Annotated in this window: 14 protein-coding genes; 7 read left to right on the plus strand and 7 right to left on the minus strand. The window is 72.9% G+C overall.

The annotated features are described in order from the left end of the window. Positions 1–38 precede the first annotated feature (38 nt). The 4 genes from ACFVQG_RS07530 to ACFVQG_RS07545 are packed head-to-tail and all read left to right on the plus strand — an operon-like array spanning position 39 to position 5,988. The gene (locus ACFVQG_RS07530; protein ID WP_383377872.1) at positions 39–1,595 is read left to right on the plus strand and encodes a sugar ABC transporter ATP-binding protein; all 1,557 of its coding nucleotides are present in this window, start codon (positions 39–41) and stop codon (positions 1,593–1,595) included. Then, complete coding sequence (locus ACFVQG_RS07535) at positions 1,588–2,550, plus strand: ABC transporter permease (protein WP_383377874.1); 963 nt, start codon at positions 1,588–1,590, stop codon at positions 2,548–2,550. The genes ACFVQG_RS07530 and ACFVQG_RS07535 overlap by 8 nt, the downstream gene beginning before the upstream one ends. Next, positions 2,547–3,578 (plus strand): ABC transporter permease, encoded by a 1,032-nt coding sequence (locus ACFVQG_RS07540; protein ID WP_383377876.1) that lies wholly within the window; start codon positions 2,547–2,549, stop codon positions 3,576–3,578. Before ACFVQG_RS07535 ends, ACFVQG_RS07540 begins: the two co-directional genes overlap by 4 nt. A gap of 52 nt (positions 3,579–3,630) precedes the next feature. Continuing rightward, positions 3,631–5,988, plus strand: a complete 2,358-nt coding sequence (locus ACFVQG_RS07545) for an AbfB domain-containing protein (RefSeq protein WP_383377878.1) — start codon at positions 3,631–3,633, stop codon at positions 5,986–5,988. Positions 5,989–6,046: 58 nt separating this feature from the next. Here the strand turns inward: ACFVQG_RS07545 and ACFVQG_RS07550 are convergent, their stop codons facing one another. Beyond that, entirely contained in the window at positions 6,047–9,349 is a 3,303-nt protein-coding gene (locus ACFVQG_RS07550; protein WP_383377880.1) for a LamG-like jellyroll fold domain-containing protein, read from the minus strand. Between the two features lie 185 nt (positions 9,350–9,534). Between ACFVQG_RS07550 and ACFVQG_RS07555 the strand changes: the two genes are divergently transcribed. Both ACFVQG_RS07555 and ACFVQG_RS07560 read left to right on the plus strand, forming a co-directional pair. Beyond that, on the plus strand, positions 9,535–11,079 hold the full coding sequence (locus ACFVQG_RS07555) for an NAD(P)-binding domain-containing protein (RefSeq protein ID WP_383377882.1): 1,545 nt from the start codon (positions 9,535–9,537) through the stop codon (positions 11,077–11,079). Continuing rightward, the gene (locus tag ACFVQG_RS07560; protein WP_383377884.1) at positions 11,072–12,529 is read left to right on the plus strand and encodes a class I adenylate-forming enzyme family protein; all 1,458 of its coding nucleotides are present in this window, start codon (positions 11,072–11,074) and stop codon (positions 12,527–12,529) included. Before ACFVQG_RS07555 ends, ACFVQG_RS07560 begins: the two co-directional genes overlap by 8 nt. On the opposite strand, the gene ACFVQG_RS07565 is transcribed toward ACFVQG_RS07560, so the two are convergent. The 4 genes from ACFVQG_RS07565 to ACFVQG_RS07580 are packed head-to-tail and all read right to left on the minus strand — an operon-like array spanning position 12,526 to position 17,802. Continuing rightward, positions 12,526–13,803, minus strand: a complete 1,278-nt coding sequence (locus ACFVQG_RS07565; RefSeq protein ID WP_383377885.1) for a cation:proton antiporter — start codon at positions 13,801–13,803, stop codon at positions 12,526–12,528. The two genes, ACFVQG_RS07560 and ACFVQG_RS07565, sit on opposite strands and share 4 nt — an antisense overlap. Continuing rightward, positions 13,800–15,167: a cytochrome P450 gene (locus tag ACFVQG_RS07570; RefSeq protein ID WP_383377887.1), complete on the minus strand. Its 1,368-nt coding sequence runs from the start codon at positions 15,165–15,167 to the stop codon at positions 13,800–13,802. Before ACFVQG_RS07570 ends, ACFVQG_RS07565 begins: the two co-directional genes overlap by 4 nt. Then, entirely contained in the window at positions 15,161–16,231 is a 1,071-nt protein-coding gene (locus tag ACFVQG_RS07575; protein WP_383377889.1) for an alpha-hydroxy acid oxidase, read from the minus strand. Before ACFVQG_RS07575 ends, ACFVQG_RS07570 begins: the two co-directional genes overlap by 7 nt. Next, the gene (locus ACFVQG_RS07580; RefSeq protein WP_383377891.1) at positions 16,228–17,802 is read right to left on the minus strand and encodes an NAD(P)-binding domain-containing protein; all 1,575 of its coding nucleotides are present in this window, start codon (positions 17,800–17,802) and stop codon (positions 16,228–16,230) included. Before ACFVQG_RS07580 ends, ACFVQG_RS07575 begins: the two co-directional genes overlap by 4 nt. A gap of 62 nt (positions 17,803–17,864) precedes the next feature. On the opposite strand from ACFVQG_RS07580, the gene hutH reads away from it, so the two are divergent. Next, entirely contained in the window at positions 17,865–19,385 is a 1,521-nt protein-coding gene (gene hutH, locus ACFVQG_RS07585) for a histidine ammonia-lyase (protein ID WP_383377894.1), read from the plus strand. On the opposite strand, the gene ACFVQG_RS07590 is transcribed toward hutH, so the two are convergent. Continuing rightward, positions 19,291–20,616 carry a sensor histidine kinase gene (locus ACFVQG_RS07590; RefSeq protein WP_383377896.1) on the minus strand — a complete coding sequence of 442 codons (1,326 nt, stop codon included), beginning with the start codon at positions 20,614–20,616 and terminating at the stop codon, positions 19,291–19,293. The genes hutH and ACFVQG_RS07590 overlap by 95 nt on opposite strands. A 137-nt stretch (positions 20,617–20,753) precedes the next feature. Then, positions 20,754–21,431, minus strand: coding sequence for a response regulator transcription factor (locus tag ACFVQG_RS07595; protein ID WP_383377898.1), 678 nt, complete (start codon positions 21,429–21,431; stop codon positions 20,754–20,756). Positions 21,432–21,549: the final 118 nt, after the last annotated feature.

Raw genomic sequence — 21,549 nt, forward strand, 5'->3', positions numbered from 1 at the left:
CCGCGTACCCCCGTCACATCCCCCTCCAGGAGGCACAGTTGGCTCCGACGGCCGCAGTCCTCGCCGTCCGCGGACTGAGCAAGACCTTCCCCGGCGTCCGGGCCCTGGACGACGTGGACCTCACCCTGCACCCGGGTGAGGTCCACGCCCTGATCGGCGAGAACGGCGCGGGCAAGTCCACCCTCATCAAGCTCCTCACCGGCGTCTACCGGCCCGACGCGGGCGAGATCACCTTCCAGGACCGCCCCGTCTCCTTCAGCACCCCGCTGGAGGCCCAGAAGGCCGGGATCTCCACCATCTACCAGGAGGTCAACCTCATCCCGCTGCTGAGCGTGGCCCGCAACCTCTTCCTGGGCCGCGAACCCCGCACCCGGCTCGGCCTGCTGGACTTCGCCCGGATGCACCGCGAGGCCGACCGGACCCTGCGGACCTACGGCGTCCAGGTGGACGTCCGGCAGCCGCTGCGCACCCTCGGCGTCGGCGCCCAGCAGATGGTCGCCCTGGCCCGCGCGGTGGCCACGCGGGCCCGGATCGTCGTCATGGACGAACCGACCTCCTCCCTCGAACCCCGCGAGGTGGAGACCCTGTTCTCGGTCATCCGCCGACTGCGGGACGACGGCATCGCCGTCATCTACGTCAGCCACCGCCTCGACGAGCTGTACGCGGTGTGCGACACGGTCACCGTGCTGCGCGACGGCCGCCGCGTCCACCACGGCCGCCTCGCCGAACTCGACCGGCTCGCCCTGGTGTCGACCATGCTGGGCCGGGAACTGGGCGAGGTCCGCCGCGAGGGCCTGACCAAGTTCAGCGGCGGCCACCACGACACCGACGACCAACCCGTTCTCGACGCGGACGCGTTGACGGTCCCGCACAGACTGCACGACGTCTCCCTGCGGATCCGCCCCGGCGAGGTCGTCGGACTCGGCGGCCTCCTCGGCTCCGGACGCACCGAGACCGCGAAGGCCATCTCCGGCGCCCTGCCCGTCCGTTCGGGCCGGGTCACGGTCGCCGGTGTCCCGCTGCGCGGCGGCTCCACCCCCGCCGCCATCCGGGCGGGCATCAGCCTGCTGCCCGAGGACCGCAAGAGCGAGGGCATCGTCCCGGGCCTGTCGGTCCGCGAGAACATCGCGCTGGCCGTCCTGCCCCGGCTGTCGCGCTTCGGCCTGGTCTCCGAGGCCCGCGTCGACAGCATCGTGGACACCTTCGTCGAACGGCTGCGCATCAAGGCGTCCTCGCCCCACCAGAAGGTCGGCGAACTCTCCGGCGGCAACCAGCAGAAGGTGCTGCTCGCCCGCTGGCTGGCCATGAACCCCAAGGTCCTGCTGCTCGACGAGCCCACCCGCGGCATCGACGTCGGCGCCAAGGCCGAGGTGCAAAAGCTCGTGGACGAACTCGCCGCCGACGGCCTGGGCGTCCTGCTCATCTCCTCCGACCTGGAGGAACTGATCGAAGGATCGGACCGCGTGGTCGTACTGAAGGACGGCGCCGTCGTCGGCGAACTCACCGGCGACGACGTCACCGAGGACAAGCTGATGCGGACCATCGCCGGGGACGCCCCGGCGGACCCCGTCAAGGAGGTGGCGAGCGATGGCTGAGGCCACCCTGCGCACCGCCCCCCTGGACAAGGCCCGCGTCCTGACCTGGCTCCAGGCCTACGGCGTCTACGCGGGCGTAGCCGTCCTGCTGATCGTCAACACCGTCATCACCCCGCACTTCCTGACCGCCGAGAACTTCCGCACCCAGGCCGTCCAGGTCGCCCCCGTCATGATCGTCGCGCTCGGTATGGCCCTGGTCATCGGCACCGAGGGCGTCGACCTGTCGGTAGGCGCGGTGATGGCGCTGGCGGCCTCCGTCACCGCGCTCTACCTCGGCTACGGACTGCTGCCCGCCCTGCTGGTCGTGGCGCTGTTCGCGGCCGGGGTCGGGCTGGCCAACGGGGCGCTGGTCGCGTTCGTCGGCGTCCAGCCGATCGTCGCCACCCTCGCCCTCATGGTCGGCGGCCGGGGCCTCGCCCTGGTGCTGCTGCCCCAGCTGGAGGACCTGCACAACCCGACGCTGGCCTCGCTGGGCTCCGGCGACCTCCTCGGCATCCCCTACCTCATCCTGATCGCCACCGCCCTCGCCCTGCTGGTGGCCTTCGTGGTGCGCCGCACCACCTTCGGCCGCCAGCTCCTCGCCATCGGCGACAGCCGCCCCGCCGCCCAGCTCGCGGGCCTGCCGGTGCGCCGGGTGCTGATCATCGTCTACGTCGTCTGCGCCCTGCTCGCCGCCGTCGCCGGGGTGCTGGCCACCGCCCGGCTCCAGGCCAGCGACCCGACCTCGCTCGGCAACCTCATGGAGCTGTCCGCGATCACCGCCGTCGTGGTCGGTGGCACCCCGCTGACCGGCGGCCGGGTCAACATCGCGGGCACGGTGGCCGGAGCCGTCCTCATCCAGCTGCTCACCGCCACCCTCATCAAGCACGATCTGCCGCCGTCATGGACCCAGATCGCCCAGGCCATAGTGATCGTCGCCGCGGTCTACGCGGCACGGGGACGGGGGAAGCGATGACCGTGACCGAGCCGGACACCCCCGTGACCGCCGCGAGCGAGTCGGCCGAGGACATCGCGCCGGTCGGCTCCGCCCGCTCCGAGCGGATCAGCGCGCTCGTCCAGCAGCACGGCGCGCTGGCCGTGCTGGTGATCGTCTCGATCATCGCCTCGTTCAGCTTCGACTCCTTCGCCACCGGCGACAACGTCACCAACATGGCGACGAGTTCGGCGTTCCTCGCGATCGTCGCCCTCGGCATGACCTTCGTGATCATCACCGGTGGCATCGACCTGTCCGTGGGCTCCCTGTTCGCCCTGGGCGGCGTCCTGGCGGCCTGGGGCTCCCGGCACGGCACCCTGGTCGCGCTGCTGCTGCCGCTCGCCGTGTGCGGACTGGTCGGCGTCGTCAACGGGCTGCTCGTCGCCCGCTCCCGCCTCGCGCCCTTCATCGTCACGCTCGCCGCGATGCTGGGGGCGCGCGGACTGATGCTGGCCATCACCGACGAGGGCGCCGACACCTACCTCATCGCCAAGGGTTCCTTCCTCGCCGAACTCGGCCAGGGCACCACCCTCGGCCTCGGCAACCCGGTGTGGATCACGCTGGCCCTGTTCGCCGCGGGCGCCGTCGTGCTGCGCCGCACCCGCTTCGGCCAGCACGTGTACGCGGTCGGCGGCAACGAGGACGCGGCGGCGCTGATGGGCGCCCCCGTGGCCCGTACCAAGATCCTCGTCTACACCCTCTCCGGTGTACTGGCCGGACTGGCCGGGGCGCTCAACGCCGCCTGGCTGGCCTCCGGCGTCACGATCCTCGGCAACGGCATGGAACTGGAGGCCATCTCCGCCGTCGTCATCGGCGGCACCCTGCTCACCGGCGGGCTCGGCTTCGTCAGCGGCTCGCTGGTCGGCGTCCTGCTGCTGAAGGTGATCCAGAACGTCATCAACCAGATCGGCTCCCTGGACTCCTCCTACCAGCAGGTCGTCAGCGGCGCCTTCCTCGCTCTCGTCGTCATCGCCCAGACGTGGCTGGGGCGCAGACGGCAGCTCATGTAACCCGGGCGAGGGCCCGGGGCGCCTCCCACCCCCACCCCGTCAAGGAGGCACGATGCGCGGCTCACCCGCACGGCGACGCCTACGGATTCCCTCGCCGAGAAGACGGCTCACCCGCGGTCTGGCCGTACTGGCGCTCCTCGCCGGTACGGCCCTCACCGCGTCCGGCACCGCGAGCGCCGCACCGCAGGCCTGGACCCCCAAGCCCGCGCCCATGACCACCCCGTGGACGAACCAGGTCCCCGTCGACAACCCGCTCCCCGAGTACCCGCGCCCCCAGCTCACCCGCCCCGACTGGGCCAACCTCAACGGCGTCTGGGACTTCGCGGTCACCTCGGCCGACGCCGGTCAGCCCGCGTCGTTCACCGAGCAGATCCGGGTGCCGTTCCCCGCCGAGTCCGCGCTCTCCGGCATCCAGCGCCGCATCACCCAGAACGACAAGCTCTGGTACAAGCGCACCTTCACGGTGCCGTCGAACTGGAACGGCCGCCGCGTCCAGCTCAACTTCGGCGCCAGTGACTGGCGTACGACGGTGTGGGTCAACGGCCGTCAGGCCGGGGCCACCCACTCCGGCGGCTACGACGCCTTCTCCCACGACATCACCGACCTGCTGACCAGCGGCACGAACACCGTCGTCGCCTCGGTCTGGGACCCCACGGAGACCGGCAGCCAGGCGGTCGGCAAGCAGCGCGTCCGCGAGGTCACCCCACAGCCGGGCGGCGGCATCTTCTACACCGCCTCCTCCGGCATCTGGCAGACCGTCTGGCTCGAACCGGTCAACGCCGCGCACATCACACGCCTCGACATGGTGCCCGACCTCGCCAACAACCGCCTCAGGGTCACCGTCCGCGGCGCCGGGACGAGCGGCCACCAGGCCCGCGTCACCGTCTCCACCGGCTCCACCACGGTCGGCACCGCCACGGGCCCGGTCGGCACCGAGTTCACCGTCCCCGTACCCAACGCGCGCCGCTGGACCCCCGACGACCCCTTCCTGTACGACGTCAGGGCCGACCTGCTCTCCGGCGCGGCCACCGTCGACTCCGTCGGCAGCTACACCGGCATGCGCACCGTCGGCCTCGCCCGTGTCGACGGGGTCCTGCGCCCGGTCCTCAACGGGCAGTTCGTCTTCCAGACCGGCACCCTCGACCAGGGCTACTGGCCCGACGGCCTCTACACCGCCCCCACCGACGCCGCCCTGCGCCACGACCTCCAGAAGCACAAGGACCTCGGCTTCAACATGGTCCGCAAGCACATCAAGGTCGAGCCGCAGCGCTGGTTCTACTGGGCTGACCGGCTCGGCCTGCTGGTCTGGCAGGACATGCCGTCGATGGACCTGCGCACCCCGGACGCCGCCGCCCGCACCCAGTGGGAGGCCGAGTACGACCGGATCATCGACCAGCACCGCAGCTCACCGTCGCTGGTCATGTGGGTCAACCAGAACGAGGGCTGGGGCCAGTACGACCAGGCCCGCATCGCCAACGAGGTCAAGGCCTACGACCCCTCCCGGCTCGTCAACAACATGAGCGGCGTCAACTGCTGCGGCGCCGTCGACGGCGGCAACGGCGACGTCGTCGACCACCATGTCTACGTGGGCCCCGGCACCACCGTGCCCAGCGCCACCCGCGCCGCCGTCCTCGGTGAGTACGGCGGGCTCGGCTACGAGGTCCCCGGCCACGAGTGGTACCCCGGCGGCGGCTTCAGCTACGAGGACCAGCCCACCCTCGCCCACCTCAACAACCGTTTCGTCGGCCTGCTCGACGGCATCCGCGAGGTCCGGATGCCCAGGGGCCTGTCCGCCGCCGTCTACACCGAGATCACCGACCTCGAGAACGAGGCCAACGGCCTGCTCACCTACGACCGCCAGGTGGTCAAGGTCGACGAGGCCCGGGTCCGCGCCGCCAACCGCGCCCTCATCGACGCCTCCCGCTCCCCGCAGGCGCCCGTCACCCTGCCCACCGGGCAGTACCGCTCCCTGCGCGTCACGACACCCGGTCTCACCGACCGGTACCTGCGGCACCGGGACGGGGCGGTCTTCACGGACGTCGTCACCGGTGGCAGCCCGGAGTTGCTGAAGAACGACGCCACCTGGCGCGTGGTTCCCGGTCTGGCCGACAGTTCCTGCTACTCCTTCGAGTCGCGCAACTACCCCGGCCAGTACCTGCGCCACCGCGACTACCGCGTCCACAAGGAGGCGGGCACCGGCGACCTGTTCCGGGCCGACGCCACGTTCTGTCCCGTCCGGGGCGCCAGCGGCGGGGTGCGGCTGTCGGCGTACAACTTCCCCGAGCAGTACCTGCGCCACTACAACGCCGAGCTGTGGCTGGCCACCCCGGGCGGCACGCACGCCTGGGACAACCCCGCCCTCTTCACCGAGGACACCACCTGGGCGGTGGAGGCGCCCTGGGCGCCGTGATCTGAACGGCCGTGGCGGGCGGCGCGTACACGCCGCCCGCCACGCACCGCGGGGAGACCTACGGGCGTTCCCCGGCGTGCAGGGTGCTCACCTCCTCGGCGGTGAGCACCTTGTCGTAGGCGTGCACCTGGTCCACCGCGCCGTTCCAGAAGTCGGCGTCACTGCCGTCCCACTGGGCGCGGCCGACGGCCAGCGGGCCGGTGCTCACATAGGCGGGGCCACTGGTGGTGGTCGCCGCGAGCTTCCCGTCGACGTACAGCCTGATCTGGTTGCTGGACGCGTCCCGGACGCCGACGAGGTGGTACCAGCGGCCCGTCTCCGGTGTGGTCACCAGCCGGGCCCGCTGTCCGCCGGGCAGGCTGAAGGCGAAGGCGCCCTGGCCGTACTGGAGGTAGAACGGGCTCGCCTGGCGGCGGCCGTCCTGGCTGACCGCGGTGGCGTAGTTGCCGGGGAGCGCGTCCAGCCGTACCCACGCGGCCACCGAGTAGCTGCCGGTGGTGTCGAGCACCGGCCCGTCGGTCGCGGCGTACTGCCCCCGCCCGTCGAACTCCAGCGCGCTGCCGCTGACTCCGGGGGTCCAGGTGGTGCCCTCGGAGAGCGTCAGGGGCTTGTCGTTGGGCCCGTCGTCCTTCGTGGTGCCGCCCGTGCCCTCGTCGAGGGTCCAGTGCCCGCCGCCCGTCAACGGCTCCCGCTCACCCGCGGCGGCACCGGCGGCGAGCACCTTGAGGTTGATCTCCCGGACCTTGGCCGGGTCGACCTTGATCTCCCTGCGGTCGTAGGTGTACAGCCCGTTGAGTTCGTTCTCCAGGTCGGTGATCTGGGTGTAGACCGAACCGGACAGCTCGGCACCGGCCTGGTCGAGGTAGTACCGCTCGGTGTTCTCGACGTATCGGCGGGTCAGCTCCTCCTTGGTGTTGACCCCGCTGTAGATCACCGTCGGGGCGCCCGGCCACATGTGGCCCGGGGTGCGCAGCGTGAAGCCGCCGTGCTCGCCGTCCATCGCGGCGCGGTTGGCGTCCGGGAAGGGCGGGTCGACGTTGTTGTAGTCGTGGTGGTCGATGATGTCGCCCTTGCCCGAATCGCCCTTGGAGTTGCAGCAGTTGACCCCGCTGTGGGCGTTGACGACACGGGACGGGTCGGCCGCCTTCACGGACTCGGCGATCCGGCCGGTCTCCTCGCGGTTCCACTCGCCCCAGCCCTCGTTGAAGACGACCCAGCCGATCACCGAGGGGGAGTTGCGGTGCTGCCGCACGACCTCCATGCCCTGGTCGACGAAGGCCTTGCGGCCGGTGTCGGTCTGCAGGTCACCGGAGACGAAGTCCTGCCAGACCAGCAGGCCGAGCCGGTCCGCGTGGTAGAACCAGCGGTCGGGCTCCACCTTGATGTGCTTGCGCACGGCGTTGAAGCCGAGTTCCTTGTGCGCCTCCAGATCGAAGGCGAGGGCCGCGTCGCTGGGCGCGGTGTAGAGCCCGTCCGGCCAGAAGCCCTGGTCGAGCGTGGCGAGGGAGAACACCGGCTTACCGTTGAGGACGAGCTTCTGGTAGCCGCCGACCTTCTCGATGCCGATCTCCCGCATACCGAAGTAGCTGCCGACCTTGTCGACGGACTTGCCGTCGGTGAGGCGGACGTCGAGGTCGTAGAGGTAGGGGTCGTCCGGTGTCCACAGGTGCTGCCTGGCCACGGGCAGCCGCAACTCCCGGTTGGCCGGTCCGCTGACCCGGCCGACGACCCGGCCGCGGGTGTCGCGGGCGACGGCCTCGACGCGGGCGCGGGAGGAGGCGGCGTCCGACTCGACGGTGACCGCGAGGCTGCTGGAGTCGATGTCGGGCGTCATGACGACGTTGTCAATGGACCGGTCGGCGACGGGCTCCATCCACACCGTCTGCCAGATGCCCGAGGACTGGGTGTAGAAGATGCCGCTCGGGTGGGTGGACTGCTTGCCCGTCGGGTAGTCGGGACCGCCGGTGTCGGTGACCGCGACCACGACCTCCTGTCGGCTGCCGCGCCTGAGGGCGTCGGTGATGTCGACGCTGAAGGCGTCGTAGCCGCCGGTGTGTTCGGCGACCTTCCGGCCGTTGACGTAGACGCGCGACTGGTAGTCCACCGCGCCGAAGTTGAGCTTCAGCCGGTTGCCCTGGCCGACGTCCCAGCTCCTCGGTACGTCGATGAGCTTCCGGTAGAACATGTGGTCCTCGTGGCGCTCGAGGCCCGACAGCTGCGACTCGACCGGGAACGGCACGATGATCTTCTCGTCCAGGTCCTTGCCGAAGACCGGCTGCTCACCGGCCTCGGCGCCGCTGAACTGCCAGGGCCCGTTGAGGTTCTTCCACTGGTCGCGCACCTGCTGCGGGCGCGGGTACTCCGGCAGGGGGCTCCTCGGGTCGACCTTGTCGCCCCACGGGGTGGTGAGCCGGTGGGCGGAGGCGTTCTGCGCCCAGCGGACGATCTTCGGCACGGCCTCGCCACCGGAGGTGAGCCCGCCCTCGCCGTCGTAGCCGAACCGGACCTGCTGGCCCTTCTGGACCGGCTTGCCGAGCGTGACGAGCAGGGTGTCGGCCGCGGTGGGGTCGACGACGGCCGACTCGACGGGCATCGCGGTGGTGTCGGCCTCGACCTTCAGGTGCTCCCGGGCCGCCTGGACGTCACCGACCGGGCCCTCGAAGCGGGCCCGCACCCGACGGCCGTCCTCGGCGACGGACAGCTCCACCGGGTAGACCTCGAACCCGGCGGGCGGGGTGAACGCGGACATCGGCACCAGCTGCTTGGGCAGGGTGGGGGTCGACCAGCGCAGGTACATGTTCGACCCGCCGAAGTCCTGGAACATCTCCAGCCGGAAGTCGTACGTCTCACCGGCGGTCAGGGTGACGGGCGCGCTGGTCTGCTCCCGGTCCCAGTCCGGCTCCCAGTGGTCGATGACCGGCTCGCCGTCGATGAACAGCCGGAAGCCGTTGTCGCCGATGGCGTAGAACGTGTAGTCGCCGGTGGCCGGTGCCTGGATCTGGCCCGTCCAGCGGGCGGTCGTGTGCTCGGTCTGTCCGGTCAGCTCCTGGAACGTGCTGGTGAGTCCGGAGAAGTTGATCTGCGGGTCGAGCAGGGTGCCGCCGAGTGCGGCGAAGTCCCGGGCGCCCGGCGCCGACATCGTGAAGTACTCGCCCTTCAGGCCGTTCACCTGGACGGGCGCCCGCTCGGCCGCGACCGCGGACGCACCGGCGGCCGTCGTCTCCGCGGCCGAGGCGGCGGGCAGCAGGGCGGTGGTGGGCAACACCAGCGCCGCCGCCGTCAGCAGGGCCCACAGCCTGCCGTGGGAGCGGCGGTGCGGTCTGTGCGGTCTGTTCCTCGTGCTGCTTCTACTGCGTGTCATGGAACCCTTCCTCGCGCCGAAGGCGTGTTCTTCCAACGTTGGAAAACCGGGTCAGCGGCATGACAACACGCGTCCCGGGGGCTGTCCAGACCTTGCGCACAGGTGAGTTGGTCCGGGGCGTGCGGAGCGGGGGTGCCCGCCGCAATCTCAGAGTCCTCTGATCCGGGCCCGCTAGCGTCCGCCCCATGGTGCGCGACTACCTCATCATCGGGGCCGGACCGGCCGGACTACAGCTCGCCGCTCTGCTGGAACGCGAGGGACGCGACTACGTCGTCCTGGAACGGGGGAGCGGACCCGGGACGTTCTTCACCCGCTTCCCCCGGCATCGGCAGCTCATCTCGATCAACAAGGTCCACACCGGGTACACCGACCCGGAACTCGACCTCCGCATGGACTGGAACTCCCTGCTCACCGACGACCCCGAGCTGCGGTTCACCCGGTACAGCGAGCGCTACTTCCCGGCCGCCGACGACCTGGTGCGCTACCTGGGCGACTTCGCCCGGCGCAGTGGTGTCCGCGTCGAGTACGGCGTGCGGGCCACCCACGTCTCCCGCGACGGCGACGGCTTCCTGGTGCGCGACGCCACGGACCGGACCTTCCGGGCCCGGCGCCTCGTGGTCGCCACCGGCGTCTTCCTCCCCAACGTCCCGGACATCCCCGGCATCGAAGGCGCCGAACGCTACGACGACTTCGACACCGACCCGGCCTCCTTCACCAACCAGCGGGTGCTCGTCCTCGGCAAGGGGAACTCCGCCTTCGAGACCGCGGACGCCCTCATGGAGAAGGCCGCCGTCATCCACGTCGCCGGACCACACTCGCTGAAGATGGCCTGGAAGACCCACTTCGTGGGCCATCTGCGCGCGGTGAACAACAACTTCCTCGACAGCTACCAGCTCAAATCGCAGAACGCCGTCCTGGACGGCACCGTCGAGCGGATCGACCGGCGGGCCGACGGCGGCTACCGGGTGGCGTTCCGGTACGCCCGGACCACCGAGCGGCTCCGCGAACTCCACTACGACCGCATCGTGGTCTGCACCGGCTTCCGCTTCGACGTCTCACCGTTCGACGCCAGCTGCCGCCCGGCCCTCGCCATCGACGACCGGTTCCCCGCCCAGACCTCCGCCTACGAGTCGGTGAACGTCCCCGGCCTGTACTTCGCCGGTACGCTCACCCAGCAGCGCGACTTCAAGCGGTCCACGAACGGCTTCATCCACGGCTTCCGCTACGGCACCCGCGCCCTGCACCGCGTCCTCGGCGCCCGCCACCACGCGACGCCCTGGCCGTCCCGCACCCTGCCCGCCGCGCCGGACGCCGTCGCCGACGCCCTCGTGGAGCGCGTCAACCGCTCCTCCGCCCTGTGGCAGCAGTTCGGCTTCCTCGGCGACGTCGTCACCGTCCACGACGACCACGCCCTGTACCAGGAAGAGGTCCCGCTCGCCTACGTCACCGACGGCGGACTCGGCCCCGCCGGACACCGGTTCGTCATCGACCTGGAGTACGGACCCGACCACGACCACGTCGACCCCTTCGACGTCACCGTGCCCCGCGTGTGCGAGAACGACCCCGAACACGCCATGGACTCCACCTACCTCCATCCCGTGGTGCGCCACTACCGCGACGGCGACCTCGCCGGGACCCACCACCTGGCGGAGAACCTGGAGAACGACTGGGACATCCCCGCCGTCCACCGGCAGCCGCTCGCCGCGTTCGTGAAGTCCTGCCTTGGCTGAGCAGTTCCCCGGCGCCGTCCTCGACCTCCTCGACGCGGCGGGTGACCGCCCCGTCTTCGAGCACGGCGACCGGGCCGTCACCGGATCCCAACTCCTCGCCCTGGTACGGCGGGTGACCAACGGCCTGCGCGCCCGGGGCGTCCGTCCCGGCGACGGCGTCGCCCTGCTGCTCGGCGTCGGCCCCGAGGCGTTCGCCGCCGTCCTCGCCGCACACACCGTGGGCGCCCGCGTCGTCGGCGTACGGCCGGGACTCACCGCACGCCAACGACACCACCTGCTCACCGGCACCGCCTTCCGCGTCACCGACCGCCCGGACGGCACGACCGAGGGTCCACCCGGCACCCTCCTCGCCCTGGACGACCTGCTCGCCGCCGAGGACGACGGCCGCCGCCCGCGGATCTCGGCCCGCCCGCAGGACGTCGCCCGGCTCCTCCACACCAGCGGCAGCACCGGCCTCCCCAAGGCATGCGCCCAGACCTACGCCTCGATGACCGCGGCCTGGGCGCCACACCCCGACCGCTGGCCCCCCGCCATCCGCGAACTCGCCCCGCGCCTGCGGCGGTTCCTCGTCTTCGGCACCCTGGCCAGCCAGGTCATGATGGAGTACGGGCTGCTCGCCCTGGCCGCGGGCGGCACCCTCGTCACCGCTGACGCCCCCGCGTTCCCCGACAGCCTGGTGCGCCACCGGGCCACCGGCAGCGTCATCACCGTGGCCCGGCTGACGAAGCTCGTCGCGAGCGTCCGGGCCCGGCCCGTGGACCTCGGCGCGCTGCGCGCCCTGATGGTCTCCGGCTCCCCCCTGGACCCCGCCCGGCTGCGCGAGGCCGCCGACGTGCTCGGGCCGGTCGTCTTCCACGGCTACGGCCAGACGGAGACCGGCATGATCTCCATGGCCACGCCGTACGACGAACCGGGCTCGCTGGGCGTCCCCCCGGTCGAACTGGAAGTGCGGGACGCCGGGGGGCGGCCCCTGCCGCCCGGCACCGACGGCGAACTCTTCGTCCGTACGCCGTCCCAGGGCTGCCGCTACTGGGAGGAACCCGACCTGAGCGCCGAGGTGTTCACCGACGGCTGGGTCCGCACCCGCGACATCGGCCACCTCGACGGCGAGGGCCGCCTCTGGCTGACCGGGCGCGCCCGTGACGTGATCATCGTCAACGCCAACCTGTACTACGCCGGACCCGTCGAGCGGGTGCTCGCCACCCATCCGGCCGTGCGGGAGGCGTACGTCGTCGCCGTCCCCGACGACAGCACCGGCGAGGCCGTCCACGCCTTCGTGGTGCCCGCGCCGGGCCGGGTCCCCCTGCTCGGGGAACTGCGCGACCTGGTGGCGGCCGAACTGGGCGAGGCCACCGCCCCGACCCGGCTCACCCTGCTCGACGAGGTACCCCTCACCTCCGCCGGGAAGCCGGACAAACGAGCCCTGGCGGCCCGAGGGCAGATCCCCTAGTGGCTCAGCGAACTCGGCGGCGCCACCTCCGTCGGCTGGTACGGGCCGTCGCTCCGGGCCCGCTCCCGCCGGTCGACCCACGTCAGCAGCGGCGTCGCCATCACCGTGGTGACGACGGCGACCACCACCAGCGCGCTGAACAGCGCCTGCGTCACGATGCCCGCAGCCAGTCCCAGGTTGAGCGCGATGAGCTGCATCAGCCCCCGCGCGTTCATCAGGGCCCCCACCCGCAGCGCCACCGACCCCGGCTCCCCGGCCAGCCGCGCCGCCAGCCAGCACGCGCCGAACTTCCCCGCCACCGCCACCAGGACGCACCCCAGGGTGAGCAGCAGCACCGGCCCGGAGGCCAGCAGCGTGAAGTCCGTGTTCAGCCCCGAGTAGGTGAAGAACAGCGGCAGGAACACGGTGCCCACCGGTTTCACCGTCCCGACCGTGTGGTCCAGTCGCTCCGACCGCGGGAAGACCAGCCCGAGGCTGAACGCGCCGAACACCGCGTACAGCCCGATCTCGTCGGTGTACCAGGCCACCAGGAACAGCGCGCCGACCAGCCCCGGCAGCAGGCTCTCGGACGTCGCCCGCTCCGTGAGCCGCACGGTGCGGCCGTGCAGACGCGTCACCACCGCCAGCACCACGACGAGCCCGAGGGTGCCGACGACGGTCAACGACACCGGCCCCGCGCTGCCCCCGGAGATGCTGAAGACACCCGCGAGCAGCACCCACGCGAGCGCGTCGTCCACGGCGCCCGCGGCGAGCGACAGCGACCCGAACCGGGTCCCGGCCAGGCCCCGTTCGGAGATGATCCGCGCCAGCATCGGGAACGCCGTCACCGCCAGCGCCACCCCCACGAACAGCGCCGACACCACCAGCGGCACATCCGGCGCCAGGGTGCCGGTCCGCTCGCCGACGGCGGCGATCAGCGCCGCCCCGAGCAGTACCGGCACCACCACCCCGGCCGCGGAGACCAGCCCGGCCGACCGGGCGACACCGCGCAGCCGGTCCACCCGGAAGTCCCAGCCGACGTGGAACATGAACACCACGAGGCCGATCTGCCCCACCACGTACAGGACCGGCCGCAACTCCTCGGGAAAGAGGCCCGCTTCCACACCCGGGAGGAGAGCGCCGAGCACCGACGGCCCCAGCATCACACCCGCGATCATCTCCCCGACCACGGGCGGCTGCCCCACCCGTTGCAGCAGCGCCCCCACGAGTCGGCAGACGGCCAGGATCACCACGACGGCGAGGAAGAACGCGGGGGCGAGTTCCGAGGGCGTCATGCGCTGTCTCCCGTGGAGTGGACGACCGGGCACCGGCCGGGCGGAAGCCGTTCGAAGTACCGTGCGGCGGGCCGCTGTCGGCGGGCGTGCAGCACCATCACCGTGCCGAGCACGAGCTGCCGCACCCCCCGGGTGACGTCCTCCACACCGTCGCGCACCCGCAGGAAGCCCCGCAGCGCCGCCAGGCGGGCCCGAGGGTCCGGCCCGCGCGGGATCAGCAGGCACGGTGCCCGGTGGGGGATGGACCGGGTGTGCGAGACCGACGAGTCCAGCCGGAAGCGGCGCAGCACCTCCCGCACGGCGGCCCGCAGCACCAGCGGCGACAACCGCCACGCCGGGCACGGGCGGTTGGCCGCCACCCCGAACGGGATGTGGTGGACGTCCCGGGCGGACAACGACGCCCAGCGGTCCGGATCGAAGACGTCCGGCCGCTCGTAGCCCGTGGCGTGGTAGTCCGGGTAGCTGAAGCACACCACCGAGCCGGTCGGCAGTGTGGTGCGCTCGTCGAGCGCGATCTCGTCCGTGGTGATGCGGTGCGCGATCCCGAACAGCGGGTACAGCCGCATCGTCTCGTCGAGTACGTGCGTCAGGTACCGCTCGTCGTCCGGGTCGTCCGCGAGCCGCCGCTGCACCCGCGGGTGGCGGGCCAGCGCCAGCAGCAGATGCGCGGTCGCCTCCGAGAGCTGCACGACGGCCGTGTTGAAGAACGTGCCCTGGAGGTAGAAGACCTGCTCCTCGGCCGACAGCGAGCCCGGCATCCGGTGCGGCACGTCACCGGCCGCCAGCCGCTCGCGCAGATACGCCGTCAGCCGCGCCCTGCGCCGCGGATGGCGCAGCCCCGTGCACTTCAGGGCGCTGATCACGTCCTGCGCGTGCGCCGTGATCAGCTTCCGGGCGTGCGGCGGGCACGGCTCGCGGAACACCAGCTCGTAGCAGAACTCCGCCCAGGCGGGCATCATCAGGTCGCGCAGCCGCACCAGGCTGATCCGGTCCGCGGGCAGCGCGTCCAGGACGACCGCGACCGCGCGGGTCGCCGCCGCCGTCAGGTCCGCCGAGCCACCGGCGAGAATCCGCCGGGTGGTGGCGGCCACGTCCTCGTAGCGCTCACCGGGTTCCAGGTGCTCCTGGTGCACCTCGGGCCCCGGCGACAGCCAGTACCAGAACAGGTCGGACAGCCCCGCCCCGGCGCTGCGGCCGTTCGCGGCCGGATGGGCGTAGACCCGCTCGAACACCTCCGGCCCGTACGCCGCGCTGGGCAGTGTCAGCGCCCGGTCGCCGTTCACCTTCTCGAAGATGCGCACCCGCAGCGCCACCACACCGCGCGGCAGCCACCACGTGTCCGGTCGCCGCCCGCCGCTCACCACGTCCCGCCCCCGCGGACCACCATGTCCCGCGTCAGATCGGCGTTCCGGCCGCCCCCGCACAGCGCCAGCGTGTGGTCGTAGCCGTCGCGCAGCTCCGCGAGGACCCGCCGCACCCCCGCCTCGCCGTCGGCGGCCAGCCCCCACAGCACCGGACGGCCGACCCCGACCGCCGCCGCGCCCAGCGCGAGCGCGACGGCCACGTCCCCGCCCCGGCGCACCCCGCCGTCGAGCAGCACCGGCACCCGGCCCGCGACCGCGTCGGCGACCGGCGGCAGGCAGTCCACGGCGGCCGGGACGGTGTCGCACTGACGGCCGCCGTGGTTGGAGACGACGACCCCGGCCGCCCCGTGCGCGACGGCCAGCAGCGCGTCCGCCGGATGCAGGACCCCCTTCACCAGCACGGGCAGCGCCGTCACGGCCAGCAGCGCGTCGAAGTCCCGCCAGGACGGCGCCGGGGACATGGGGATGTCGGTGAGGGCGCCCGGCGGGGCGCCGGGCAGGTCCCGCATGTTCTCGGCGGCGTAGCCGGGCGGCAGGTCCGTGAACCCGTTGCGCAGGTCCCGGGTGCGGCGGCCGAACACCGGCGCGTCGACGGTGACCACCAGCGCCGTGCAGCCCGCCTCCTCCGCCCGCCGCACCAGCGCCTCGGTGACCTCACGGCGCGGGTGCAGGGAGAGCTGGAACCACACGGCCGCGTCGGCCGCCGCCTCCCGGGCCGCCGCGGCCACCGCCCCGACCGCGACGGTCGCGGCCGTGCCCGTCACCAGGACGGCGCCCTCGGCCGCCGCGGCCCGGGCCGTGGCCCGCTCGCCGTCCGGGTGCATCAGCCGGTGGAAGGCGGTCGGCGCGACCAGCACCGGACCCGTCCGGCGGGCGCCCGGCAGATCGACGGAGGTGTCCCGCCGTTCGTTGCCGCGCAGCACCCGGGGCAACAGCGCGTACCGGTCGAACGCCCGCTCGTTGTCGGCCAGGACGCGCTCCTCGTCCGCGCCGCCCGCCGCGTAGTCGTAGCGCACCGGGTCCAGGGCCCGGCGGGCCCGCTCCTGGAGCGCGCGCAGCGTCATGGCGCCACCGGGGCTGCCGGGTCGCACCGGGCGGCGAGGAACGCGCGCAGCGGGGCCCGGTGCACGTCCTCGCTGTCCCACTCGTTCTCCAGGTTCTCCGTCAGGTGGTGCTCGGCGACGTACTCCCCGTCGCGGTACCAGCGCAGCACCGGATGCAGATAGCGCCCGTCGAGACCCGACGCGTCCCGCTGCGAGGGGCGGCCCGTCGACACGTCGAAGGGGTCCACCTGGTCGTGGTCGGCCCCGTACTCCAGGGTGATCACCGCATGGGCGGCCACCTCCCCGAAGTCACCGGCGCGCACCGCCCCCGGCACATGGCCGACCGGGACCTCCTCGGCGTAGCGCAGCGTGCCGTCCGGGGCGAGCAGCAGCAGGTCGCCGAGGACGGCGAACTGCTGCCACAGCGCGGAGGACCGGTTGACCCGCTCGATGATCCGGCGGACCGCCGACTCGGTGTCCCCGCCCAGCTCGGCCACCGGCCAGGGCTCGCCGTGGTGGCGGCGGCGCAGCTCCCGGTGCAGGGCGCGGACCGAGTAGCGGAAGCCGTGGATGAAACCGGTGGTGGACTTCTTGAAGTCGCGGCCCTGCGTCAGGGTCCCGGCGAAGTACAGCTCCGGCACGTTCACCGACTCGCCGACGGGCGTCAGGGCGGGGAACCGGCCGTCGATCACCGTCTCGGGCACGCAACCGGCGCCGAACACCGACCCGTCGAACCGGAACCCGGTCGCGACGATCACCCGGTCGTAGCGCAGGTCCTTCACCACCTCGTCGACCCGTTCGAAGGCCACCGGCACCCGGAAGCCGTCCCCGTCCCGCCGGATCTCCAGCACCCGCCCGTCCAGCAGGGCGTTCTGCGACTTGAGCTGGTAGCTGTCCAGGAAGTTGTTGTTCACCGCCCGCAGATGGCCCACGTAGTGCGACCGCCAGGCCATGCGCAGCGAGCCGGAGCCGACCAGGTGGATGACGGCCGCGGTCTCCATCAGGCTGTCGGCCGTCTCGAAGGCGGAGTTGCCCCGCCCGATCACCAGCACCCGCTGGTCGGTGAAGGACTCCGGGTCGGGGTCGAACGTGTCGTAGCGTTCGGCCAGTTCGATGCCGGGGACCGGCGGCAGGTACGGCAGCGGCACCCCGGTGGCCACCACCACGCGCCGGGCCCGCCAGGTCCCCCCGGCGGCGTCGGTCACGGCGAACCCGTCGGCGTCGCGGGAGACACGCTCCACGGCGGTGCCGTACCGCACCCGGACGCCGGTGCGGTCCGCGAAGTCCGCCAGGTAGCGGACCATGTCGTCGGCCGCCGGGAAGTAGCGTCGGCTGTACCGGGTGAACAGCAGCTCGGGATCGTCGCTCAGCAGGGAGTTCCAGTCCATCCGCAGCCGCAGTTCCGGATCCTCGTATCCGGTGTGCACCTTGTTGATCGAGATGAGGGTGCGGTGTCGGGGGAAGCGTGTGAAGAACGTGCCCGGACCGCCGCCGCGCTCCAGCACCACGTAGTCCGCACCGTCGCGCTCCAGGAGGGCGGCGAGCTGAAGTCCCGCCGGCCCCGCTCCGATGATCAAGTAGTCGTGCGCCATGGCCCGGAAGCTATCCAGCGGAATTCAGAGCGCTCTGAGATTCCCCGCCTACCGTCACGGACGTGCTGACCACCACGGACACCGTCTCCCTCACCGGCCCCCTCGATCCCGCCGCCCTGCGCCGCGCGGCGGATCCGCTGACCGTCACGGTGGACGCCGCGGCCCGCGCCCGGCTGGACCGCGGACGCCGCCTCTTCCGCGCCCTGCGCGACGGCGACGGCGGACGGCCGATCTACGGCACCACCACCGGGTTCGGTGCCCTCGTCGGCTTCGCCGGGCGCGCCGACGAGGCCGACCAGTGCGACAACACCCTCGCCCACCTCGGCGCGGGCCAGGGCCCGGACCTGCCGCACGGCGTCGTCCGCGCCGCCCTGCTGGTACGCACCCGGTCCCTCGCCCAGGGCCTGTCCGGGGTGTCCACCGAGGTCGTCGAACGGCTGGCGGAGATGTTCGCCACCACGTTCTCGCCCGCCGTGCCCCGCTACGGCTCCGTCGGCGCCAGCGGCGACCTCATCCCGCTCGCCTACGCCACCCAGGCGCTGCGCGGCCGGGGGCACGCCTACGTGGACGGTCACCGCAGGCCCGCCGCCGAGGCGCTCGCCGCCACCGGACTGCGTCCCCTCGCCCTGGACGGCCGCGACGCCCTCGCCCTCGTCAACGGCACCTCCGTCACCACCGCGGCCCTGGCCCTGGCCCACGACGCCGTCCGCGCCGCCCAGCACGCCCTCACCGCCCTGACCTGCCTGCTGGCCGACCTGCTCGGCTGCGACCCCGGCTTCGTCGACGCCGACCTGCTGCGCGTCTACGGCCACCCCGGCGCGGCCGACACCGGCGCCCGCATGCGGGGCCACCTGGCCGGTACGGTGCCGTCCGGTGCGCGTCCGCTCCAGGAGCCGTACAGCATCCGCTGCTCCCCGCAGGTGCTCGGGGCCGCCGAGGACGCGCTGCGGTACATCGACGCGGTGGTCGCCGCGGACCTGGCCGGAGTCAGCGACAACCCGCTGTTCTTCCCCGGCGCGGAGGACGCCGTGGAGCCGGGGGAGGGGCGGGCGGTGCACGGCGGGAACTTCTTCGGGCAGCCCGCGGCGTTCGCCGCCGACCTGCTCGCCTCCGTCACCGCGCAACTCGGCAACCTCGCCGAACGCCAGCTCGACCTGCTGGTGGACCCGGCCCGCAACGGCGGCCTGCCGCCCATGCTCGCCACCGAACCCGGCGCCCAGCACGGCCTCCAGGGCGTGCAGTTGGCGACCACCGCCATCGTCGCGGAGATCCGCCGCTGCGCGACCCCCGCCGCCATGCAGAGCCTGCCGACGAACCTGCACAACCAGGACATCGTCCCGTTCGGCACCCAGGCCGCCCTGCGCGCCCACGACATGGCCGAACTGCTCGGCCTGCTGTGCGGCTCCCTCGCCCTCGGCCTGCGCCAGGCTGCCCACGTCGGCGCCCGGCGGCCCACCGCGCCCCGGTGCGCCGCCCTCCTCGACGTCCTCAGCGCCGCGATCGATCCGGTCGACCCGGACCGGCCACTGGACGCGGACGTCCGGACAGCGGCACGGATGCTCGCCACCCACGCCATGTCCTGACCGCGCCGTCCGGGACCGCCGGGGGCGACGGCGCGCTCAGCGGCAGCCGGAGGGTGAACCGCGCACCGCGCCCCGGCCCGCCCGCCGCCACGACCGTGCCCCCGTGGCTCGTGACGACCTCCCGCAGCAGGGCGAGGCCCAGCCCGTACCGGCCGCCGCCGCCCCGGTGGAACCGACGGAACAGCCGCTCGGCCTCAGCGGTGTCGAAGCCGGTCCCGGTGTCCGTGACCGTCAGCACGACCGTCGTGTCCGTACCGGACAGCGCCACCTCGATCCGGCCGCCCGGCGGGGTGTGGGCGATGGCGTTGGCCAGCAGCTCCCCGACCGCCCGGCGCAGGGCGGACGCCACCCCGTCGACCCACAGCGGCTGCGCCGGGCCGTCCACGCGGACGGTCAGCCCGCGCTCCCGGACGTGCTCCGCCTCCTCGGCGGCGGCCGAACGGGCCAGCGCCACCAGGTCCACCGGCCGCGTCTCCCGCCATGGCTGCCCGGCTGTGAGAGCGGCCGACGACAGCAGATCGTCCAGCACCTCGCCGAGCCGCCCGAGGGAGGTGACCAGCAGTCCCAGGCCCTCCCGGTGCGCCGTCGGCAGCCCGTCCGCCGCCGCCCGGCGCGCCAGCACCTGCGCCCGCGTGTGCACACGGGTGACCGGTGTACGCAGCTCATGGCTGGCGTCGGCGACGAACCGCCGCTGCCGGGCCAGCGCCTCGGCCAGCGGCGCCACCGCCCGGCGCCCCAGGACCATGCCGGTGACGGCCGCGGCGGCCAGCCCCACCGCCTCGGCCACGGTCAGCGCGAACCACAGATGGCTGCGGTCGGCGAGCTGGAAACGCAGATCCAGCACGGCCTGCACCACCTCACCGTTGTCCCGGACCTGCGTCCGCACCAGATAGGCGGTGCCCGCGCGCCGCACCGTGCGCTCGACCGGCGCGCGGGTCAGCCGCACCCGGTCCAGGTCGGCGCGCAACGGGAACCCGGCCGGTGCGTTCGGCATCCTGGCCGCACCCGGGCCGTACAGCCACATGCACCCCGGAGGCCGTGCCAGGTCGCCGTGCGCGGCGCCGTAGCGCACCTCACGGCGCACCTGGTCGTCCTGCGCGTGCGTCATCACGGTGTACGCGACCCCGCCGACAACCATGATCAGCAGGGTGATGATGGCACCGGTGGTCCAGAAGATCCGCCGCCGCGCCCGGCGCACCGCCGCGTCCCCGGGCTGGTCCGGCTTCCTCATGACGAGCCCGGCCGGTAGCCGAATGACCCGCCACCCGGCCGCACGCACCGCCGCGTCCCCCGGCTGCCCCATCAACACCCCACCCGGTAGCCGACTGCTGCGCCACCGGGCCCGTCGCACGGTCCGCCCCGGCTCCCTCACAGCGACCCCAGCCGGTAGCCGACTCCGCGGACCGTGCGCACCGCGCCACGGCCGAGCTTGCGGCGCAGGTAGTACACGTAGGTGTCGACGATGGACGGCGCGTGCGCCTCCTCGAAGACGATCCGGCGCAGTTCGGCCCGCGAGTACACCGCGTCCGGGCGGGTGGCCAGTGCCCACAGCAGCGCGAACTCCCGCGCGGCCAGGGCGATCCGCTCACCGTCCGCGAGCACGACCTCCCGGTGCCCGACGTACAGCCGCCCGGAGCCGATCCGCAGCACGTCGGTCGCGTCCCGGGACCGTCGGCACAACGCCCGTAATCGGGAGGTGAGTTCGTCCAGGTCGAACGGTTTGGCCAGATAGTCGTCGGCACCGGCGTCCAGCCCGTCCACCCGGTCCGGCACGCTGCCCATCCCGGTCAGCAGCAGCACCGGCGAACGCACCGGACGGGACCGCAGCCGACGCAGCAGATCGAGGCCGTCCAGCACCGGCAGCCGCCGGTCGATGACGAGCACGTCGTACGTGCGGGTGAGGCCGAGGTGCAGGCCACGCTGCCCGTCGGTCGCGACGTCCACCGCGTACCCCTCGTCCCGCAGTACTCCGGTGAGCAGGTCGACCAGTTCCCGGTCGTCGTCGACCAGCAGCAGTCGCCAGGGATCCCGCATGTGTTCCCGCATCACTGTGCCCTCCCTCGCCGCAGTCTCGGGCCTGTCAACGCCTTTGTGACACACGGGAGTTCCGCCTCCCGGGGCACGGGAAGGAAGGCCGCCGCCGCACCGCCCGCCGACCGTCGGG

Origin of the sequence: Streptomyces sp. NPDC057877 (assembly GCF_042796855.1) — a bacterium.
Classification (GTDB): Bacteria; Actinomycetota; Actinomycetes; order Streptomycetales; family Streptomycetaceae; genus Streptomyces.

Bases quoted from the DNA above. Each gene is read 5' to 3' on its own strand.
- ACFVQG_RS07535 (WP_383377874.1), top strand. From the start codon at position 1,588: ATGGCTGAGGCCACCCTGCGCACCGCCCCCCTGGACAAGGCCCGCGTC.
- ACFVQG_RS07540 (WP_383377876.1), top strand. From the start codon at position 2,547: ATGACCGTGACCGAGCCGGACACCCCCGTGACCGCCGCGAGCGAGTCG.
- ACFVQG_RS07545 (WP_383377878.1), top strand. From the start codon at position 3,631: ATGCGCGGCTCACCCGCACGGCGACGCCTACGGATTCCCTCGCCGAGA.
- ACFVQG_RS07550 (WP_383377880.1), bottom strand. From the start codon at position 9,349: ATGACACGCAGTAGAAGCAGCACGAGGAACAGACCGCACAGACCGCAC.
- ACFVQG_RS07555 (WP_383377882.1), top strand. From the start codon at position 9,535: ATGGTGCGCGACTACCTCATCATCGGGGCCGGACCGGCCGGACTACAG.
- ACFVQG_RS07565 (WP_383377885.1), bottom strand. From the start codon at position 13,803: ATGACGCCCTCGGAACTCGCCCCCGCGTTCTTCCTCGCCGTCGTGGTG.
- ACFVQG_RS07575 (WP_383377889.1), bottom strand. From the start codon at position 16,231: ATGACGCTGCGCGCGCTCCAGGAGCGGGCCCGCCGGGCCCTGGACCCG.
- ACFVQG_RS07580 (WP_383377891.1), bottom strand. From the start codon at position 17,802: ATGGCGCACGACTACTTGATCATCGGAGCGGGGCCGGCGGGACTTCAG.
- ACFVQG_RS07590 (WP_383377896.1), bottom strand. From the start codon at position 20,616: ATGAGGAAGCCGGACCAGCCCGGGGACGCGGCGGTGCGCCGGGCGCGG.
- ACFVQG_RS07595 (WP_383377898.1), bottom strand. From the start codon at position 21,431: ATGCGGGAACACATGCGGGATCCCTGGCGACTGCTGCTGGTCGACGAC.